Annotated in this window: 19 protein-coding genes and 1 tRNA gene; 8 read left to right on the top strand and 12 right to left on the bottom strand. The window is 66.4% G+C overall.

Annotation, left to right across the window (positions count from 1 at the left end):
* Window positions 1-58: 58 nt before the first annotated feature.
* The 3 genes from ACU0AG_RS07500 to ACU0AG_RS07490 form a co-directional block, all read right to left on the bottom strand.
* Window positions 59-793 carry a 7-carboxy-7-deazaguanine synthase QueE gene (locus ACU0AG_RS07500; protein WP_482781632.1) on the bottom strand — a complete coding sequence of 245 codons (735 nt, stop codon included), beginning with the start codon at window positions 791-793 and terminating at the stop codon, window positions 59-61.
* A 67-nt stretch (window positions 794-860) separates the two neighbouring features.
* Window positions 861-1,472 carry an LON peptidase substrate-binding domain-containing protein gene (locus ACU0AG_RS07495; protein WP_482781631.1) on the bottom strand — a complete coding sequence of 204 codons (612 nt, stop codon included), beginning with the start codon at window positions 1,470-1,472 and terminating at the stop codon, window positions 861-863.
* Entirely contained in the window at window positions 1,469-2,401 is a 933-nt protein-coding gene (locus ACU0AG_RS07490) for a tetratricopeptide repeat protein (protein WP_482781650.1), read from the bottom strand. Before ACU0AG_RS07490 ends, ACU0AG_RS07495 begins: the two co-directional genes overlap by 4 nt.
* A 214-nt stretch (window positions 2,402-2,615) precedes the next feature.
* Here ACU0AG_RS07490 and ACU0AG_RS07485 point away from each other — a divergent pair.
* A tRNA-Gly gene (locus ACU0AG_RS07485) sits at window positions 2,616-2,690 on the top strand.
* Between the two features lie 170 nt (window positions 2,691-2,860).
* Window positions 2,861-5,035, top strand: coding sequence for a TonB-dependent receptor (locus tag ACU0AG_RS07480; protein WP_482781630.1), 2,175 nt, complete (start codon window positions 2,861-2,863; stop codon window positions 5,033-5,035).
* A gap of 162 nt (window positions 5,036-5,197) precedes the next feature.
* Here ACU0AG_RS07480 and ACU0AG_RS07475 read toward each other — a convergent pair whose 3' ends face one another.
* From ACU0AG_RS07475 to ACU0AG_RS07465, 3 genes are all read right to left on the bottom strand, one after another.
* Window positions 5,198-6,373 (bottom strand): saccharopine dehydrogenase family protein, encoded by a 1,176-nt coding sequence (locus ACU0AG_RS07475; protein WP_482781629.1) that lies wholly within the window; start codon window positions 6,371-6,373, stop codon window positions 5,198-5,200.
* 61 nt (window positions 6,374-6,434) lie between these two features.
* A complete protein-coding gene (gene dcd, locus ACU0AG_RS07470; RefSeq protein WP_067407156.1) occupies window positions 6,435-6,989 on the bottom strand; it encodes a dCTP deaminase in 555 nt (184 codons plus the stop codon).
* 64 nt (window positions 6,990-7,053) lie between these two features.
* Window positions 7,054-10,089, bottom strand: coding sequence for a valine--tRNA ligase (locus ACU0AG_RS07465; RefSeq protein WP_482781628.1), 3,036 nt, complete (start codon window positions 10,087-10,089; stop codon window positions 7,054-7,056).
* Window positions 10,090-10,193: 104 nt separating this feature from the next.
* On the opposite strand from ACU0AG_RS07465, the gene ACU0AG_RS07460 reads away from it, so the two are divergent.
* From ACU0AG_RS07460 to ACU0AG_RS07445, 4 genes are read left to right on the top strand one after another with little or no spacing between them, the layout of a single operon-like run.
* Window positions 10,194-11,306 (top strand): ABC transporter permease, encoded by a 1,113-nt coding sequence (locus ACU0AG_RS07460; RefSeq protein WP_482781627.1) that lies wholly within the window; start codon window positions 10,194-10,196, stop codon window positions 11,304-11,306.
* Between the two features lie 9 nt (window positions 11,307-11,315).
* Window positions 11,316-12,116 (top strand): ABC transporter ATP-binding protein, encoded by an 801-nt coding sequence (locus tag ACU0AG_RS07455; protein ID WP_482781626.1) that lies wholly within the window; start codon window positions 11,316-11,318, stop codon window positions 12,114-12,116.
* Window positions 12,117-12,167: 51 nt separating this feature from the next.
* Complete coding sequence (locus ACU0AG_RS07450) at window positions 12,168-13,118, top strand: MlaD family protein (RefSeq protein WP_482781625.1); 951 nt, start codon at window positions 12,168-12,170, stop codon at window positions 13,116-13,118.
* Window positions 13,119-13,130: 12 nt separating this feature from the next.
* Window positions 13,131-13,730, top strand: coding sequence for an ABC-type transport auxiliary lipoprotein family protein (locus ACU0AG_RS07445; RefSeq protein ID WP_482781624.1), 600 nt, complete (start codon window positions 13,131-13,133; stop codon window positions 13,728-13,730).
* On the opposite strand, the gene ACU0AG_RS07440 is transcribed toward ACU0AG_RS07445, so the two are convergent.
* From ACU0AG_RS07440 to crcB, 6 genes are read right to left on the bottom strand one after another with little or no spacing between them, the layout of a single operon-like run.
* The gene (locus tag ACU0AG_RS07440) at window positions 13,727-14,431 is read right to left on the bottom strand and encodes an ATP12 family chaperone protein (RefSeq protein WP_482781623.1); all 705 of its coding nucleotides are present in this window, start codon (window positions 14,429-14,431) and stop codon (window positions 13,727-13,729) included. The genes ACU0AG_RS07445 and ACU0AG_RS07440 overlap by 4 nt on opposite strands.
* Window positions 14,428-14,667: a hypothetical protein gene (locus ACU0AG_RS07435; RefSeq protein WP_482781622.1), complete on the bottom strand. Its 240-nt coding sequence runs from the start codon at window positions 14,665-14,667 to the stop codon at window positions 14,428-14,430. Before ACU0AG_RS07435 ends, ACU0AG_RS07440 begins: the two co-directional genes overlap by 4 nt.
* A complete protein-coding gene (locus ACU0AG_RS07430; RefSeq protein WP_482781621.1) occupies window positions 14,664-15,338 on the bottom strand; it encodes an HAD-IA family hydrolase in 675 nt (224 codons plus the stop codon). The genes ACU0AG_RS07435 and ACU0AG_RS07430 overlap by 4 nt, the downstream gene beginning before the upstream one ends.
* Complete coding sequence (locus tag ACU0AG_RS07425) at window positions 15,335-15,934, bottom strand: FMN-binding negative transcriptional regulator (RefSeq protein ID WP_482781620.1); 600 nt, start codon at window positions 15,932-15,934, stop codon at window positions 15,335-15,337. The genes ACU0AG_RS07430 and ACU0AG_RS07425 overlap by 4 nt, the downstream gene beginning before the upstream one ends.
* Window positions 15,934-17,154, bottom strand: coding sequence for an RluA family pseudouridine synthase (locus ACU0AG_RS07420; protein ID WP_482781619.1), 1,221 nt, complete (start codon window positions 17,152-17,154; stop codon window positions 15,934-15,936). Before ACU0AG_RS07420 ends, ACU0AG_RS07425 begins: the two co-directional genes overlap by 1 nt.
* Window positions 17,151-17,561 (bottom strand): fluoride efflux transporter CrcB, encoded by a 411-nt coding sequence (gene crcB / locus ACU0AG_RS07415; protein ID WP_482781618.1) that lies wholly within the window; start codon window positions 17,559-17,561, stop codon window positions 17,151-17,153. Before crcB ends, ACU0AG_RS07420 begins: the two co-directional genes overlap by 4 nt.
* A gap of 220 nt (window positions 17,562-17,781) precedes the next feature.
* Here crcB and rpsU point away from each other — a divergent pair, with 220 nt between their 5' ends.
* Together rpsU and ACU0AG_RS07405 are read left to right on the top strand one after the other, a co-directional pair.
* Complete coding sequence (rpsU, locus tag ACU0AG_RS07410; protein ID WP_017664771.1) at window positions 17,782-17,988, top strand: 30S ribosomal protein S21; 207 nt, start codon at window positions 17,782-17,784, stop codon at window positions 17,986-17,988.
* Between the two features lie 137 nt (window positions 17,989-18,125).
* Window positions 18,126-18,716: an FKBP-type peptidyl-prolyl cis-trans isomerase gene (locus ACU0AG_RS07405; protein ID WP_482781617.1), complete on the top strand. Its 591-nt coding sequence runs from the start codon at window positions 18,126-18,128 to the stop codon at window positions 18,714-18,716.
* Window position 18,717 lies beyond the last annotated feature (1 nt).

Here is an 18,717-nt window from a genome sequence, read left to right as displayed (position 1 = left end):
GAGTATCAGCGCGACCCAGTCCCCCTCCCGCCTGCGGGAGGGGTTAGGGGTGGGACCGTCACGTGCCCCGCGTATCCCCGTAAAGATGAATATGCAGCCGGTCGCTCATCCGGAAACCGTGCTCCAGACATAGCTGCGATAACCACGCCTGCCGCTCGCGCTGAGTGGCGCTGTCCGTCCCTTCGGCCATCAGGAACACCCGCTCCGGCCTGATCCGGTAACGGCGCTGCAAGTCCAGCACCTCGGCGACGTCATCCGGCGCGGCGATCACGAATTTGAAAAAGGCGCGGGGGTCTGCCGCCCATGCCTCCAGCCGTTCGGGGATCAGGGCCAGCTCTGCCGGATTGCCGCTGTGCGACAGCTTGGGGCTGACATTATACTGGTCCACCCGCACATCCAGCCGCGCCGGCGGTTGGGCGGTGCCGTTGGTTTCGATCTCCACCGTCATGTCGGGCAGGTGGCCGAGCATCTCGGCCAGCGCGCCTGCCTGAAGCAGCGGCTCGCCGCCGGTGATCACAAGGCGGCTCTGGCCCAGTGCGGCGATGCGGGCGGCGGTTTCCTGCGGCGAAAGCGTGACCTGATTGGCCTTGCGATCAAAGGCGATGCCATCGCGGTGGGGCCGGTTGTCGCCGGTGAACCGCCAGGTGTAGGCCGTGTCGCACCACACGCAGGCAAGGTTGCAGCGCGACAGGCGCACAAAGGCGACCGGCATTCCGGCAGAAGGCCCTTCGCCCTGCAACGAGGCAAAGATTTCCGGCCCGCCGGTATCGTCGGTGGCAAGCGCAAGGTTCATCGGCAATTCCCGGTGCAGGCAGGCATGGGCAGCCTATGCCATGATTGGCAGGCAGGCGGAAACCGCTCTATTGCAGGGTGGTGATTTCCTCGGTGCCGTCGGTGCGGCCGAAGAACTGCATCAGCTGCACCAGCAATTCGCAGCGGTCGGACAGCGTCTCGGCCTCCAGCAGCGCCTGCTTGCTCGCCGGATCGAAGGGCGCGATCTGCGACACGCCGTTGATCAGCGAGCGATCGTCGAGCCGCGCCACCGAATCCCAGTCGACGCTGTAGCCCTGCCGGTCGGCGAAATCGCGGGCCTCGCGCTCGAACCCGCCGCGCTGGGCGTGGGTGATGGTCTCGTCCGCGTCCTCTTCATAGACTTCGGCCTCGATCTGGCGGAACGGGGTGGTGACCTCCAGCTCGCGCACCATCCGGAACCGCGCCGTGCCTTCGAGGATGAGGTTGTAGCGCCCGTCATCCAGCGCCTGCACCTCGCCGATCTTGCCGATGCAGCCGACCTTGTAGAGCGTGGCGCCTTCCATCGGCCGCTGCGGCTGGATCATCGCGATCTGGCGGTCGCGGATCAGCGCATCGCCCACCAGCGCCCGGTAGCGCGGCTCGAAGATGTGGAGCGGCAGCTGCATTCCGGGAAACAGCACCGCGCCGGTCAGCGGGAAGATCGACAGGCGTTTCGTCATCCGAACAATACGCGCGAAAGGCGGCGGCGGACGCCGACCACCCATTCGTCCTCCAGCCCGGTCGCCTCGAAGATCTTGAGCAGCTTGGCCCGCGCCGCGCCCTCGTTCCATTCGCGGTCCGCGGTGATCATGGCGAGCAGGGTATCGGCGGCCTCGTCACGCGCACCTGCGGCAAAGGCGGCTTCGGCAAAGGCGAACTGTGCGGCCATGTCGGCGGGCGCGGCAGCGGCGGCGGCGCGCAGGGTGGCCAGCTCGCTGTCATCTACGCGGGTGCCCGCCAGCTCCAGCGCGCTGCGGGCCGGCGCGATGGCGGGATCGGTGGCAAGGCGCGGATCGCTGTCGATCACCTGCATCACCTGTTTCGCTTCCTCGATCTCGCCCAGTTGCACCAGAGCGCGCACCAGCCCGGCGTGGGCGGGGGCATTGTCTGGCGCGAATTCGGTGATCTGGGCAAAGATGCCGGTGGCGCGCTGCGGATCGCCTGCGGCCAGCGCGTCTTCGGCCAGCTTGACGAACTGGGCCAGCTCTTCGAGCGAGGGGCCCTGCGGCGCACCGGCGGGGGCGCCGCCGCCCGCCTGCACCGGCAATTGCGCCAGCAACTGGTCGAGCATCGCCTTCAGTTGCGATTCGCTGCGGGCATTGGTCAGATCGGCGACCGGCTGGCCCTGGAACATGGCATAGACCGTCGGGATCGAGCGCACCTGGAACTGCGCGGCGATGAACTGTTCCTCGTCCACGTTGATCTTGGCCAGCACCACGCCCTTGTCGGCATAATCGGCGGCGACCTTTTCCAGCACCGGGGTCAGCGCCTTGCACGGCCCGCACCATTCGGCCCAGAAATCGAGAATCACGAGGCTGGTCTGCGACGGTTCGACCACCGTCTTGCGGAATCGCTCGACCGCTTTCTGTTCGTCGATGCTCAGTCCCATGCTGGCCAAGGTATCTGCTCCTGCTGTGTTGCTGGCCCCAATGTGGGACGGATGTTGCGGATGTGAAGCGTGCAATTCGTGCTGGAGCCTTGCGCCGGTGCGATCAAGCCCCACGGGGTCAAATTTTGCGCTTGCAGGGTGCAAGAAGCGCTGCTAATCGCGCCGCCTCTCCGGCAGATACCGCGGCAAAGCGGGTTTCTGTCAACGCCAGTGAGCGGGCGTAGCTCAGGGGTAGAGCACAACCTTGCCAAGGTTGGGGTCGAGGGTTCGAATCCCTTCGCCCGCTCCAGTTTTCCTCCATCGCAGTCGATGTGCACGGTGTGGCCGCAAGGCCGCGCCCCGGGGAACCTGCGCGTGGTCCTGCCGTTTCCTCAGCCAGCACGTGCCTTGCGGCTTGCAATTGCTGCATCGGGCGCTAAATGCGCGATACGTTATCTCATACAACCAACGGGAAGCCCCATGATCAACAGCAAGCCTCTCCTTGCCACCTCCCGCCTTGCGCTCGCTGCCGTGATCGGCGCGGGCCTGATGGCCGTGCCCGCCGCGGCGCAGGACAGGGCCGCGAGCGATGCCACGGTCGAAGACGATCTCCACAACCGGCAGGCCGATTCGCAGGGCAACATCATCGTCAGCGCATCGGGCCTGAAGGAGCTGGACGTGCTGGCCGGCACCAGCGTGCTCGAAGTGCGCGACATCCAGCGTGATGCCGTGACCGGCCAGATCGGCGACCTGCTGACCAAGCTGCCGGGCGTTTCCGCCACCAGCTTTGCCCCCGGTTCCTCGCGCCCGGTGCTGCGCGGCCAGCAGGGCGAGCGCGTGCGCGTGCTGGTTGACGGGGTCGGCACGGCGGACGTTTCCAACACCTCGGTCGATCACGCCACCTCGATCGAGCCGATCACGGTCGAACGGATCGAAGTGCTGCGCGGGCCTGCGGTGCTGCTCTACGGCAGTCAGGCGATCGGCGGCGCGGTCAACGTGATCGACAAGCGCATTCCCACCCGGATGCCCGATCACGGCGTCCACCTCGATGCCTTCGCCGGGGTGGACAGTGCCGCCGACCTGCGCACCGGCGCGGCGAGCCTTGATGTGGGCGTGGGTTCGAACCTCGTGTTCCATCTCGACGGATCGTGGCGCAAGAGCGATGACATGCGCATCGGCGGCTTTCAGGTCGCGCCCGCGCTGCGCGCCGATCTGCTGGCCGACGCTGCCGAGGAAGAGGAAGAGGGCGAGCTGGAAGAGGCCGAAGAACTGCGCGAAGCCGCCGGCCAGCGCGGCACCGTGCCCAATTCGGCGATGGAAAGCTGGACGATCAACGCCGGCCTCGGCCTGATCCTCGGCGAAAGCACCTTTGGCGCCTCGCTCGGCTGGTATGACACCAGTTATGGCGTCCCGACCCGGCCCGGTGCGGGCCACCACCACGGCGAGGAAGGCGAGGAAGAAGACGGCGGCGAGGAGGAAGGCGAAGAGCTCGTCACCATCGGCCTCCAGCAGTTCCGCGCCGATTTCAAGGGTGACATCTACCTCGGCGAAGGCGCGTTCGAACGGCTGAAGCTGCGGGTCGGCTATTCCGATTACACCCACACCGAATTCGAAGGCGCCGAAGTCGGCACGGTGTTCGACAGCACCAGCGTCGAAGCCCGCGCCGAACTGGTTCAGAAGTCGAGCGGGATGCTGCGCGGTTCGACCGGCATCCAGTACAACCACCGCGATTTCTTCGCCGTGGGGGCGGAAGCTTATGTCCCGCCGAACCTGACCGAACAGCTGGCGGTCTTCACCCTTCAGGAACTGGGCACCGGCCCGATCCAGATCGAAGCCGCCGCCCGTGCCGAATTCACCAATGTCGAAGCCCAGACGCTGGGGATCGAGCGTGATTTCGACACCTTCTCGGGCGCGCTCGGCCTTGTCTATGAAGGCATCGAAGGCGTGCGTTTCGGCATCAATGGTTCGCGCGCCGAACGTGCACCCTCGGCCGAAGAGCTGTTCTCCGATGGTCCGCACATCGCCACGCAGGCCTTCGAGATCGGCGATGCCAACCTGCGCACCGAACGCGCCTGGGGGCTTGAAGCCTATGCGCGCGGCAGCATCGGGGCAGGCACCTTCAACCTGACCGCCTATCGCCAGTGGTTCGACAACTACATCTACCTCGACGAAACCGGCGAGGAAGAAGACGAACTGCCGGTGTTCGAATACCTCCAGCAGGATGCCGATTTCTGGGGGATCGAGGCGGAGCTGAGCTATCCGGTGATCGACAGCGAAGGCTTCCGCCTGCTGACCGATCTGCGCGCCTCCTATGTCGAGGCCGAACTGGGCAATGGCACCGCCGTGCCGCGCATCCCGCCGCTGAGCTTGCTCGGCGCGCTGGAGGCCCAGACCGGCGCTTTCGATGTGCGCGGCGAAGTGCAGTGGTTCGACAAGCAGGACCGCGTCACGGCCTTCGAAACCCCGACCGACAGCTTCACGCTGGTCAATGCGCTGGTGGCATGGCGTCCGCTGGCGGATAACCAGAACGTGACGGTGCAGATCGCGGCGGACAACATCTTCGATGTGGTGGGCCGCCGCCATGCCAGCTTCACCAAGGATTTTGTGCCCCTGATGGGCCGCAACTTCCGCGCGAGCGTGCGTCTGAGTTTCTGATACCAGAGGGCATTGCCCTCTGGTCAAGCCCGTGCGGCGCCTGAGCATTTCCAGCGCGTGATGCGCCAGCATCTTGGCGCGCTGGCAAAATGCTCCTCAGGCGCCGCCCGCGTCAGGGTCGCACAGAAGGGCAGCCGGTTCGCGCCGGCTGCCCTTTTTGCATCAATCCTCGACAGCGAAGGTCAGTTCGGCGTGTTCCTCCAGCCGCTTGACGAGATCTTCGCCGAGGAAGCTGCCCGGCGTGCCGATCCCGCCCGGACGGTCGCAGGCGAGCAGGGCAATGCCGGTTTCCGAAAGCATCCGGCTGGTCGAGCCATAGCCCGGATCATAGCGGCCCTTGACGCCGTATTGCAGGCGCTGGCCATCCGGCATGTCGGCGACGAAGACGACATCGTAAAAGCCGTTCTCGCGCTCTTCCTTGCTCGGCCCTTCGCCCGGCTTGGGGGGCTTGGCACCAAAGGGGTTCTTCATGAATTCCAGCGCCGCCTGCGCCGCCGCCTTGCCCGCATCGCCGGGGCTGGTCAGCACCATCTCGTCATACTGGAAATCGGTGCCGTAGGGGTGGCCGAGCAGAAAGTTGGTGCGGTGCACGTTCTTGGTGTTGATCGGCGCCATCACGAAGGGCGCGGACCATTTGCCGAGATCGTCCTCATAGGACGGGATCATGCCCGAGGGCTGGTCCGGCCCTTCGAAACCGGGGGTCAGCGCGAAGGGATTGCGCAGCACGTTGATGAGCGAGGGGCTTTTGGCTGCCGCCTTCATCGTCGCGCCAAGGCTCGCCGCGGTGCCGCCCGAGAACGTCCCCTGCATCGCCCGCACGCGGCCACGGATGCGCGGGGCGGGCTTGCCGAACCGCTCGACACAGGCCTTCTGCGTCATCATGACGCCGAGATCGAAGGGGATCGAATCGAACCCGCTGGAAAAGCAGATGCGCGCGCCGCTGGCTTCGGCGGCGGCCTGATGTTCGGCGATCTTCTCGGCCATCCATGCCGGCTCTCCGCACAGGTCGGCATAATCGGTGCCGGTCTTGACGCAGGCGGCAACCAGCTTGTCGCCATAGAGCTGGTAGGGCCCGACCGTGGTCAGTACCACGCGCGTGCGCTGGCACATGGCTTCGAGATCGGCATCGTCATCGGCATTGGCGACCACCAGCGGCGTGGAGGCGGGCGCACCGATTGCGTCGCGCACTTCCTCCAGCTTGGCGAGGCTGCGGCCGGCCATTGCCCATTTCGGCCCGTCCTCGCGGCCGGCGTAATGGTGGGCGAGATATTCCGCCACCAGCCGCCCGGTGTAGCCGGTGGCGCCATAGACGATGATGTCGAATTCGCGGGTGCTCATGCTTGCTCTCCTTTGCGCGCGGTGATGCGCGAGGGAGGGGCGCAAGTCCAGAGGCGCGGCCCTAAAGCCGCGGCAGCGTCACCCCGCGCTGGCCCATGTATTTGCCGGCGCGGTCCTTGTAGCTCGTCTCGCAGCGTTCGTTGCCCTTGAGGAACAGGAACTGGCACGCGCCTTCATTGGCGTAGATTTTCGCGGGCAGCGGCGTGGTGTTGCTGAATTCCAGCGTCACATGGCCCTCCCAGCCCGGCTCCAGCGGGGTGACGTTCACGATGATCCCGCAGCGCGCATAGGTGCTCTTGCCGAGGCAGATCACCAGCACATCTTCCGGCACGCGGAAATATTCGACCGTGCGGGCGAGCGCGAAGGAATTGGGCGGGATGATGCAGACATCGGTTTCGCGGTCGACGAAGCTCTTGGGGTCGAACTGCTTGGGATCGACCACCGAGGAATCGACATTGGTGAAGATCTTGAACTCCGGCGCGACGCGGGCGTCATAGCCGTAGGACGACAGGCCGTAGGAAATCACCCCGTCGCGGCGCTGCGCCTCGACAAAGGGTTCGATCATGCCGTGTTCGAGCGCCTGTGCGCGGATCCATTTGTCGGAGAGAATCGCCATGGATCATGGGATTCCCGATGGACCCGCGCCCGGCAAGGGGCGCGGGGGTTTTATCCGGATGAGTCTAGCCCAGCCGCGCCAGCGCCGCCGTCAGCCGCTCCACCTCGCCCTGATGGTGGGCAAGATCGGCGCGGGCCTTTTCGACCGCTTCCGGCTTGGCTTTCTCGGCAAAGGCGGGGTTTGAGAGCCGCCCTTCGAGGCTCTTGGCTTCCTTCTGCGAGGCTGCCAGCGCCTTTTCCAGCCGGGCTTTCTCCGCCGCGATATCGACGATCCCTTCAAGCGGGATGACGAACACATCGCCGCCTGCGATCACCTGCATCGCGGGGCCTGCGGGCGCTTCGCCCAGATGCACGGGGGTGAGGCGGGCGAGCCGTTCGATCGCGGCGCTGGAGCGTTCGATGGTGCGCGCCGCCACATCCGAGGGGTTCGCCAGCCACGCCGCCAGCTTCGCGCCGGGCGCGATGCCGAGTTCGTTCTTGGCGCTGCGGGTGTTGGTGGTCAGCTCGATCACCCAGTCGATCGCGTCGGTCGCCTCCTTGCTGACTTCCGCTTCCGGCGCGGGCCACTGCGCCACGATCAGCTCGTAGGGACGCTCGCCCAGCTTGTGCCACAGCTCTTCGGTGATGAAGGGCATGAAGGGGTGGAGCATGACGAGAATCTGGTCGAGCGCCCAGCCGGCCACCGCACGGGTTTCGGATTGAGGGCTCCAGTCCCCCTCCCGCTCGCGGGAGGGGTTAGGGGTGGGCGCGTCATCAGGCCCACCCCCGGCCCCTCCCGCAAGCGGGAGGGGGGAAAGGACGGGCTTCACCAGCTCCAGATACCAGTCGCAGAACTTCGACCACGTGAACTGGTAGATCGCATTGGCCGCCGCGTCGAAGCGCAGGTCAGCCATGGCTTTTTCGATCTCGGAGACGCAGGCCTGCACCTCGCCGATGATCCACTGGTTGGCGGCGAGGCGGGCGGGCGGGGCCTTGATCGTGCCAGACGCGCCGATGCCATTGGATTGGCAGAAGCGCGCCGCGTTCCACAGCTTGGTGGCGAAGTTGCGGTATCCCTCGACGCGGGCCTGATCCATCTTGATGTCGCGGCCCTGGCTTTCCATCGCCGCCATGAAGAAACGCAGCGCGTCGGCCCCGTACTGGTCGATCAGGCCGAGCGGATCGACCACATTGCCCTTGGACTTCGACATCTTCGCGCCGTCAGCCGCGCGCACGAGGCCGTGGAGGTAGAGCGTGTCCCAGGGCTTCTGGCCCATGTTGTAGAAACCCATCATCATCATCCGCGCATCCCAGAAGAACAGGATGTCGAAGCCGGAGATGAGGAGCGAGTTGGGGAAGTGTTTTTGCAACAAGTCCCCATTCCCGTTCGCCTCGAGCGAAGTTGAGAGGCCGGTGCGGGGTGTCTCGACTTCGCTCGACACGAACGGAGGTTGCTCTTCCGGCCAGCCGAGCGTGGCGAAGGGCCAGAGGGCGGATGAGAACCATGTGTCGAGCACGTCCTCGTCCTGCGTAAGCAGTACGGTCGCTTGTTCGTCACCGAGTGTTTGCGAGTGGAAGCCGATGTCACCAGCGGCTTGTGCTACTTTGAACGGCGGATTGTGTGATATGAGAACGTTGAAGCCGTCGCCGTAGTACAGTCGAGCCTGTTCAAGTGCGGCCTCGTCTGACTCTGCGACGAATACCTTCATACCATCCGAGCGATTCGGATATTCAGCCGTTTCTTTCTCGCCTATCTTTAGCGGCCCAAACCACGCCGGAATCCGGTGCCCCCACCACAGCTGGCGCGAGACGCACCACGGCTGGATGTTTTCCATCCAGTTGAAGAAGGTCTTCTCCCACGTCTTGGGCACGATCTGGATTTCGCCCGAGCGCACCGCCTCGATCGGCTTCTTCGCCAGTTCCGCGGCGTTCACATACCACTGGTCGGTCAGCCACGGTTCGATCACCACGCCGCCGCGGTCGCCGAAGGGCGTGGCGATCTGGCGGGGTTCGGCGTCGTGGAGGACTTCGTTCCCTTCCTTGTCCTTGGTCACGTGGGGGATCAGGAGGCCAAGCGCCTTCATCCGCGCCACCACCAGCTCGCGCGCGCCGTCCACGCCGTCACGCCTGAAGCGGTGCAGGCCGAGGAATTCCTCCGGCACCAGCCCGTCGGCGGTCTGGCAGACGTTGGCTTCGGCATCGAGCATGTTGAGCATATCGGCGGCGGCGATCCCGGCGCGCTTGCCCACTTCGAAGTCGTTGAAGTCATGCCCCGGCGTGATCTTCACGCAGCCCGACCCCAGTTCGGGATCGGCGTGTTCATCGGCGATCACGGGGATGCGGCGACCGGTGATCGGCAGGATCACGTGCTTGCCGACGACGCTGGCATAGCGTTCGTCCGCCGGGTTCACCGCCACGGCCATGTCGGCCAGCATGGTTTCGGGGCGGGTGGTGGCGACTTCGAGATAGTCGCGCCCGTCGGGCAGGGTCACCCCGTCTGCCAGCGGGTATTTGAGGTGCCAGAAGCTGCCCGCGATGGTCTGCGTCTCGACTTCGAGATCGGAAATCGCGGTCTTCAGCTTCGGGTCCCAGTTCACCAGCCGCTTGTCGCGGTAGATCAGCCCGTCGTTGTAGAGATCGACGAAGGTCTTGATCACTGCGCGGGTGAAGTGCGGGTCCATGGTGAACTGTTCGCGGCTCCAGTCCATCGAGCAGCCCAGGCGGCGCAGCTGGTGGGTGATGGTGCCGCCGCTTTCGGCCTTCCACTCCCACACCTTGGCGACGAAATCCTCGCGGCTGTAATTGGTGCGCTTGTCCGCCTGAGCTTCCATCTGGCGTTCGACCACCATCTGCGTCGCGATGCCTGCGTGATCGGTGCCGACCACCCACAGCGCATCCTTGCCGCGCAGCCGTTCATAGCGGATCACCACATCCTGCAAGGTGTTGTCGAGCGCGTGGCCGATGTGCAAGGACCCCGTCACATTCGGCGGCGGGTTGACGATGGTGAAGGCTTCCGCGTCGGGGCGATCGGGCCGGAAGCAGCCGTTCGTCTCCCAATGGGAATACCAGCGCGCCTCGATTTCGGCGGGGTCGAATGTGGTGGGCAGAGTTTCGCTCGTCATGGCGCGCGCCATGCCAGCAACCATGCTGCGGTGCAATGATCTGCGCGCCCGGCATGGCCGCCAAGCCTTGCGAGGCCGGGAAAATCTGCCCATAGCTGGCCGCGATGCATGACGCCGCGCACTTCAGTCTGGACGAGACCGGCGCCAATGGCACGCGGCTGTTGCTGTCGGGCCAGCTGGTGCTGGCGCAGATGGCGCCGCTTGAACGCGATCTGAAACGCCTGGCCGGCACCATCGCGGCGATCGATCTGGCGGGGGTCGAGGATATCGACACCGTCGGCGCCTGGGTGGTGTGCCGCATCGCTGCCGAACATGGCGCGCAGATCACCGGCGCGGGCGAAGCGGCCGAGCGCCTGCTGGCTGCCGTGCGCGATATCGACGCCAGCGGCGACATCGGCCCGCCGCGCCCGCCGGTGTGGGAACGCGCGCCGATTTCGGTGGGCGAGAAAGTCTATGCCGCCCGCAGCGGCGCCTATGGCGTGGTCGGCTTTTTCGGCCAGATCCTGATCGGCGTGGCCAGCCTGCTGCGCCATCCCACCCGCTTCCCGATCAAGGCGCTGGTGCACCAGATGGAACTGGTCGGCGTGACCGCGCTGCCGATCATCGGGTTGATGAGCTTCCTGATCGGCATCGTCATCGCGCAGCAAGGCTCGGTGCAGCTCGAACAGTTCGGGGCCGAGGCGCTGACGGTGAATCTCGTCGGCCGCATCACCCTGCGCGAACTGGGCGTGCTGATGACCGCGATCATGGTCGCAGGCCGTTCCGGCAGCGCCTTTGCCGCGCAATTGGGCACGATGAAGCTGACCGAGGAAATCGACGCGATGCGCACCATCGGCATTTCCCCGATCGAAGCGCTGGTGATCCCGCGCATTCTGGCGGCGACCTTCATGATGGTGCTGCTGGGCTTCTATTCTTCGGTCGTGGCGATCATCGGCGGGGCGGTGGTCGGCGATCTGACGCTGAACATCCCGTTCTGGACCTTCCTGTCGCGCATTCAGGAAGTGGTGCCCGACCATGACCTGTGGGTCGGCCTGATCAAGGCGCCGGTGTTCGGCCTGATCGTGGCGCTGGCGGGCTGTTACAACGGGCTTCAGGTGCGCGGCAATTCCGAGGAAGTCGGGCGCCGCACCACCATGGCGGTGGTCTCCGCGATCTTTGCGGTGATCGTGCTCGATGCGTTTTTCGCGGTGTTCTTCACCGAAGTGGGCTGGGGCTGAGGCATGGGAATGGGCCGGCACACGCATGACGATACCCCGCCGATCGTGGTCGAGGGCCTCGTCAACCGCTTCGGGAGTTTCACGGTCCACGACGGGCTCGATCTCACCGTGCGGCGGGGCGAGATTCTTGGCGTGGTGGGGGGATCGGGCAGCGGCAAATCGGTGCTGATGCGATCGATCATCGGGCTGCAACGGCCCAGCGAAGGCCGGATCGACGTGCTGGGGCGCACCATCACCGGGGTCGATCTGGATCGCGGCATCGGCGTGCGGCGGCGCTGGGGCGTGCTGTTTCAAGGCGGCGCGCTGTTTTCGACCCTGACCGTGGGCGAGAATGTCGAGGTGCCGATCCGCAAATACTACCCCGATCTCAGCGCCGAACTGCGCGCCCAGATTGCGCGCTACAAGGTGATCCTGACCGGCCTGCCCGAAAGCGCGGTGGGCAAATATCCGTCCGAACTGTCGGGCGGGATGAAGAAGCGCGCCGGCCTTGCCCGCGCACTGGCGCTCGATCCCGAACTTCTGTTCCTTGACGAGCCGACCGCGGGCCTCGACCCGATCGGCGCGGCCAATTTCGACCGGCTGACCCGCGAATTGAAGGAAACGCTGGGGTTGACCGTGTTCCTGATCACCCACGATCTCGATACGCTCTACGAAATCTGCGACCGCGTGGCGGTGATCGCGGACAAGCGCATCATCGCGGTCGGCACCATCCCCGAACTGATCGCCACCGGGCATCCGTGGATCGAGGAATATTTCAACGGCCCGCGCGGCCGTGCTGCCCATGCCAGCCACTTGCGAGGCGCGCCATGAGGCAGAGAATGTTGGACAAGCCCGCTCGCCGGGCCGCATAGGAACACGCACATGGAAACCAGAGCCAATCATCTGTGGGTCGGTGCGGTGACGCTGGTGCTGCTGGCGGCGCTGGCGGCCTTCATCGTGTGGATCGCGCGGCTGGGGCAGGGCGCGCAGGACGAATTCGACATCTTCTACAACCAGTCGGTCGACGGGCTGGCCAATGGCTCGCAGGTCAGCTTTGCGGGCGTGCCGGTGGGGCAGGTGACCGAAATCGCGCTGGCCAAGGGCAACCCCGAATTCGTGCGCGTGCGGATCAAGGTGAAGGAGGAGGTGCCGATTCTGGTCGGCACGCAGGCCACCATCCAGGCCAGTTTCACCGGTGTCTCGACCATCCTGCTCGATGGCGCGCGCAAGGACAATCCGCCGATCACCTGCGAGACCACGGCCTGCCCCGAAGGCCGCCCGGTGATCCCGCCCGGACGCGGCGGCTTTGGCGAGATCGTCGCCAACGCGCCGCTGCTGCTGGAACGGCTGGCGACGCTGACCGAACAGCTCAACACCATCCTCGGCCCGGAAAATCAGGAGGAACTGGCCGGCATCCTCAAGAACACCAACCGCCTGACCGGCGGGCTGGCCGATGCGACGCCGGAACTGACCGCCAATCTCAAGGAATTCCGCACCACCATGACGGAATTCAACCAGACGCTCGACGCCTATGAGAAGCTGGCGCAGACCACCGACGGGCTGATGAGCCGCGAGGGCGAACCGCTGGCCCGCGAACTGCGCGAGACGATGAAATCGGCCAATGCCGCGCTCGCTTCGCTGTCGGCGACGCTGGAGGATACGCGGCCTGCCGCGCGCCAGCTGCGCACCAGCACGCTGCCCAATGCCGAGGCCACCCTCGAAGACCTGCGCGCCACCAGCCGGGCGCTGCGTTCGATCACCGAAAAGCTCGAAAGCGAAGGCGCGGGCGCATTGGTGGGCGGCAAGTCGCTGCCCGATTACAAGCCGCAGTAAAGGACAGATCGCATGAACATCCGCAACCGGCCCGTCCTGCTGTTCGCGCCGCTGCTGCTGGCGCTGCCGGGCTGCATCAGCCTTGGCGGTCCGCCGCCCGAAAGCCTGCTGACCCTCAATCCCGCCACGCGGGCGCCTGCCGGGGCGGGGGCCTCTGCCGGATCGGAGCAGCCGGTGATCGCGGTGCTATCCTTCGATACCCCCGCCAAGCTTGATGTGCTGCGCGTGCCGGTGGCGGTGAGCGATACCGAGCTTGCCTATCTGCAAGAGGCGTTCTGGGTGGAAAAGCCCGCCCGCCTGTTCCGGCGGCTGGTGGGCGAGACGATCCGTGCGCGCGGCAATGCCATGGTGATCGACGGCGATGACACCGCCACGCTGGCGACGATGACAGTGCGCGGCACGCTGATCGACATGGGCTACGACGCGAAGGGATCGGCTGCGGTGGTGCGGTTCGATGCGGTGCGGATCGGCACCGACGGCAAGGTCGCCACCCGCCGCTTCGAAGCGCGCGAGGCCGGCGTTCCGGCAGAAGGTCGCGCCGTGGGCGCAGCGCTGAACGTGGCGGCGAACCGCGTGGCGGGCGAAGTCGCGGACTGGGTTGCGGGGGGTTAACTCCGCACCAATCGCGCAAAGGCGCAGGCGCGCAGGAAATCGGCCTCGCGCTTCTGGCGGCGTTCTTCCGCTTCCCAGTCGCGGCCCCACAGATCGGCCTGCCATTCTTCCTCAAGGCACACTGCCTGCCACAGCGCGAGCGGTTCTTCCTCCTGCGCGGCATCCAGCGCGGCGAGCGCAGTGACGAGCGAGGCGGCGAGCTTCGCCATCGCTTCCACCCCCGCCAGCGCAAAGGGATCGAGCGTCATCAGCCTTGCGTGCAGCACCGCCAGCGCTTCGGGCGGCTGCGGGCGGTGGAGCACCCCGCTGACCCGCACCAGCGCAATGCCGTGTGCAGCCTCGAACGCGGCGAGCAGCGGCTCCCACACCTCCTGCTGGCGGGCATAGAGCGGCTCGTCCGGATCGGCGCGGTAACACAGCGTGTCGGTTTCGGCATAGGCGACAAGGCCCTGTGCGATGGCGGCAGGATCGGCGGCGACGATGTCGATCGCGTAATCGGTCATGTCGCGCAGCGGCAGGCTGGCAGGGTCGATTTTCTCGCCCTGATTGCGCCATTCCGCCGCCAGCGCCTCGCCCAGCGCCGCGGTGGGCACGATCTGGGCCGCGCCGCCCACGGTCTTCACCCCGCGCCCGTCGAGCATCACCTGAAACCCGCCCGCATGGTGTGCGAGCGTTACGTCCTTGTAAAACCTACGGATCATGGGCGCTTTTCGTCTCCACTCTTCCAAGCCCGTGCCATGACGAAGGGCAGAACGAAGATCTCGACAACGCCCAGCACGGCGATGGCTGCTCCGGCCAGATAGGGCAGATCAATGATGCCGCGCACGATCGCAAAGCCGAACATCACCATCGCCACCCCGCCGAAGCGTGCTGCGGTGATGGCGATGAAACGATTGCGAGCGCGGGCCTCGGCAACCTCGCGGGGGGAACGGCTCATCCCAGCGCTTCCTCCAGCGCGGCGGCGAGCATGGCGGCATCATGCGCCACGCTCTGCGCGCCGCTGGCCAGCAGTTCGGCGGGGGTGTGATAGCCCCAGCTGACCCCGATGGCGGGCACGAGGGCGCTGCGCGCCATCAGCATGTCGAAACTGGTGTCGCCGATCATCACCGCCTGATGCGCTTCGGCCCCGGCCTCGAACAGCGCGGCTTCGAGCATCGCGGGGTGGGGTTTGGAAGGGTGGCGGTCGGCGGTCTGGAGCGAGACGAACAGATCGGCAATGCCATGGCTGGCAAGGCAGGCGGCCAGCCCGCGGTCCGATTTGCCGGTGGCCACCGCAAGGCTCCAGCCCGCGCCGTGCAGATTGCGCAGCAGATCGGCGACGCCATCATAAAGCGGCTCGTCCAGCAGCCCTTCCTCGCGCCGGGCGCGGAAGCTGGAACGGTAGAATTCGGTCACCGCCGCGTTCTGGTCGTCGCGCAGATCGGGGGCGAGGGCGCGGACGGCGGCGGGCAGGCTGAGCCCGACGATGCGGCGCACCTCCTGCGGCTCGGGCGCGGCCAGCCCGGCGCGGGTAAAGGCGCGCTCCATCGCCCAGCACACATCGGCCTGCCCGTCGACCAGCGTGCCGTCGCAATCGAACACGGCCAGACGCACAGGGGCGAGCCTCATGCCGCCAGCCCCCGGATCAGGTGCGCGAGCGCGGCGGAGCCTGCCGCTTCCAGCCCTTCGGCAATGCGTTCGCGGGTGGCGGCGGGCTTGTTCTGCGACAGCTTGAAGGTGGGGCGCCATGCCAGCACCTCCATTTCAAAGCCGGTAATCCCGCGGAACAGTCCGGCCCAGACCTTTTCGGAGGATTCCTCCGCCCGCCACGGCGCGCCCGCCAGCCGCGCCTCGTGCTTTGCGATGGCGGCGTGGAGGAAGGCTTCCAGACCTTCATCCGCCATGCGCCGCACCCGGCCTTCCAGCTCCAGCGCGACATAATCCCATGTCGGCACCGTATCGCGATTGTCGTACCAGCGCGGGGACACATAGGCATCCGGGCCATTGACCACGATCAGCGCGGTTCCGCCTTCGAGATGGCGGGTCAGCGCATTGCCGCGCGACAGGTGGAACTGCACCGCGCCATCGCCGGTCGCGATCAGCGGCGTGTGCGCCACCCGCGGCCCGTCCGGCGTCTGGGCAAACACCATGCCGAAGCCGATCTGGTCGATCAGGCTTTCGCACAGGGCGCGGTCGTCCGAACGGTAGAGCGGATCGGGATGCATCAGCGCGCCGGCTTGCGGGGCTTGCCGCCCGGCTTGGGCTTGCCCGCTGTTTTCGGCTTGGCCTTGGGCTTGGCCTTGGGCCTTGCCGCCTTGTTCGCCGCGCCGCGCGCACGGCGGGGGCTGCGTTCTTCCTTGCGCGCCTGCTTGAAATGGCGGCGGGCGGCCTGCTTCTTTTCTTCCGCCGACTTTTCGGGGGTTTCCTCGCGCAGGGGCGAGGCGTCCGACATGGCGGGATCGAAGCCCAGCACTTCCATGCTCATGGCAAAGTGCGGGGGCAGTTCGGCAGTCACATCGAGCTTGCCGCCCGTTCCCTCTCCCGCCTTGGGTTCGGAAATGATCAACCGGCGGGCGTGCAGGTGCATCTTGCGGCTGACCGCGCCGGTGAGGAAGGCATCGGGCCCGCCATATTTGCCATCGCCCACGATCGGGTGGCCGATCGCCGCCATGTGCACGCGCAGCTGGTGGGTGCGCCCTGTCAGCGGCTCCAGCTCCACCCATGCGGCGCGCTGCCCGGCGCGGTCGACCACGCGGTAGCGGGTCTTGGCCGCTGCGCCGTTTTCCTCGTCGATATGCATCTTCTCGCCGCCGGTGCCCGGCTGCTTGGCCAGCGGAGCGTCGATCACGCCTTCGGATAGCTGCGGATTGCCGACCACCAGCGCCCAATAGACCTTGCGCGCGCTGCGGCTGGCGAACCGCTTGGAAAAACTCGCCGCGCTGCCCGGCGTGCGGGCGATCAGCAGGACTCCGGAGGTGTCCTTGTCGAGCCGGTGGACAAGCCGCGGGCGGGGCGTGCGGTCATCCTCGATGAAGGCATCGAGTAGCCCGTCGACATGCTTGGTGGTCTTGCTGCCGCCCTGCGTGGCGAGGCCGGGGGGCTTGTTCAATACGATCGCGGTGGGCGTTTCGCGGATCACCATGCCCTTGGCTTCGGCGATCTGTTCGGGCGAGAGCGGGCGGGCGCGGGGGGCGGCTTTTCTCGCGGCGGGCGCATCCTCTCCGCCCGGCGGCACGCGCAATTGCTGGCCGGTGGACAGGCGATCTTCGGGCTTGGCGCGCTTGCCATCCACCCGGATCTGCCCGGTGCGCGCCCAGCGCGACACGGTGGCAAATCCGATCTGCGGCAGGTTGCGCTTGAACCAGCGGTCAAGCCGGATGCCGTCGTCATCCTCGGCGACGGTGAACTGGCGGACGTTGTCGGCAGGCGGCGGGGTGGTGGTCATGCGGCACCCCGCATCATCGCCAGCCCCAGCCACAGTGCCGCCAGCCCTGCCATCACCGACACGGCGGCATAGCCTGCCGCAAGCCCCGCATGGCCGCGTAGGGCTAGCATCACCATTTCAAGGCTGAAGGCGCTGAAGGTGGTGAACCCGCCCAGCACCCCCACGCCGAGCAGCAGGCGCAGGCCCTCGTTCGCGCCGTGGCGGGCAAGCCAGCCGACCAGCAGGCCCATCGCCAGCGATCCGGCGAGGTTGACCGCCAGCGTGCTCCACGGAAAGGCATCTGCGGCGCGCGAACCCAGCACATGGGACACAAGGCGGCCGGTCTGGTAACGCGCCAGCGCGCCAAGCGCGCCGCCACCGGCGACCAGAGCCGATGCGGCAAGCGGAGAAAGGGCAGGGGAGGTCATGCGAGAGGCTCTTAGCGCCGCAGCGCGCTTCTGCCTAGCAGGGGCGCAGATTGGCCGGATCGCTCTGGCGGCTTGCCTTTCGGGCGGTGTTGGACTATCGGGGCGCGGTTTGGAGGGCGGCTCCCCTTGGGAATCGCCCGTCTTTCATTGGAAATTGACCGCGTAACCCCGCGTGATTCGGGCGGGCTCTGGCGTTTTGAAACCGAGGTAGTGTTCGTTTATGCAAATCATGGTTCGCGATAACAATGTCGATCAGGCCCTGCGCGCGCTCAAGAAGAAGCTGCAGCGTGAAGGCGTTTATCGCGAAATGAAGCTGCGTCGCCACTACGAAAAGCCCTCGGAAAAGCGCGCCCGCGAAAAGGCCGCTGCCGTGCGCCGCGCCCGCAAGATGGAGCGCAAGCGGATGGAGCGTGACGGGAGCAAATAATCCCGTCGCCAAGCGCCCTTCCATGACGGGAAGCGCTTGAATCCCCCTTTCCGATCAGCCATCAGGGCGCGGTTTCATTCCGCGCCCTTTTGTCGTCATCACGCGGCGCAAGGCGCGCTGCCACGCAGGACAGATCCATGACCGAAATTACCGCCGTTCCGATCAAGCCCGTTGCCAAGGGTTCGCTGACCAAGCTGTGGCTGGGCGTGGCGCTGGCCATGGCCGTGGGCGGCGGGCTCGCCTGGGCCGCGATGCCGCGCGGGCTGGATATCGACACGCAGGTGGCCGGCACCGGCGCGATGGCCAAGATGGGCGATGTCGTGTTCCTGAAGTACAAGGGCAAGCTGGCGAGCGACGGCACTGTGTTCGACGAATCGCGTGACATTCCGCTCCCCGTGCAGGGCATCTTCCCCGAAGGCACGCCCTTCCCGATCGAGGAAGGGGCGACCATCCCCGGCTTCTTCGAAGGGCTCCAGCAGATGCAGAAGGGCGGCAAGTATTCGCTCTTCATCCCCGCCGACAAGGCTTACGGCGCCCAGCCGCCGCAGGGCGCGCCGATCCCGCCCAACGCCGATCTGGTGTTCGAGATCGAAGTGATCGACATCATGAGCCAGCAGACGTTCGAGCGGAACCTCGCGATCCTGCAACAGGCGATGCAGTCGCAGATGGGCCAGCAGGGCGGTGCCCCGGGCGGCGCGCCGGGCGCAGCGCCCGCACCGGGCCAGTAAG

It is taken from the genome of Erythrobacter sp. RANMB8, from assembly GCF_056848235.1.
Note: the sequence above shows the minus strand (reverse complement) of the source record. Positions and strands in the feature narration are given on the sequence as shown.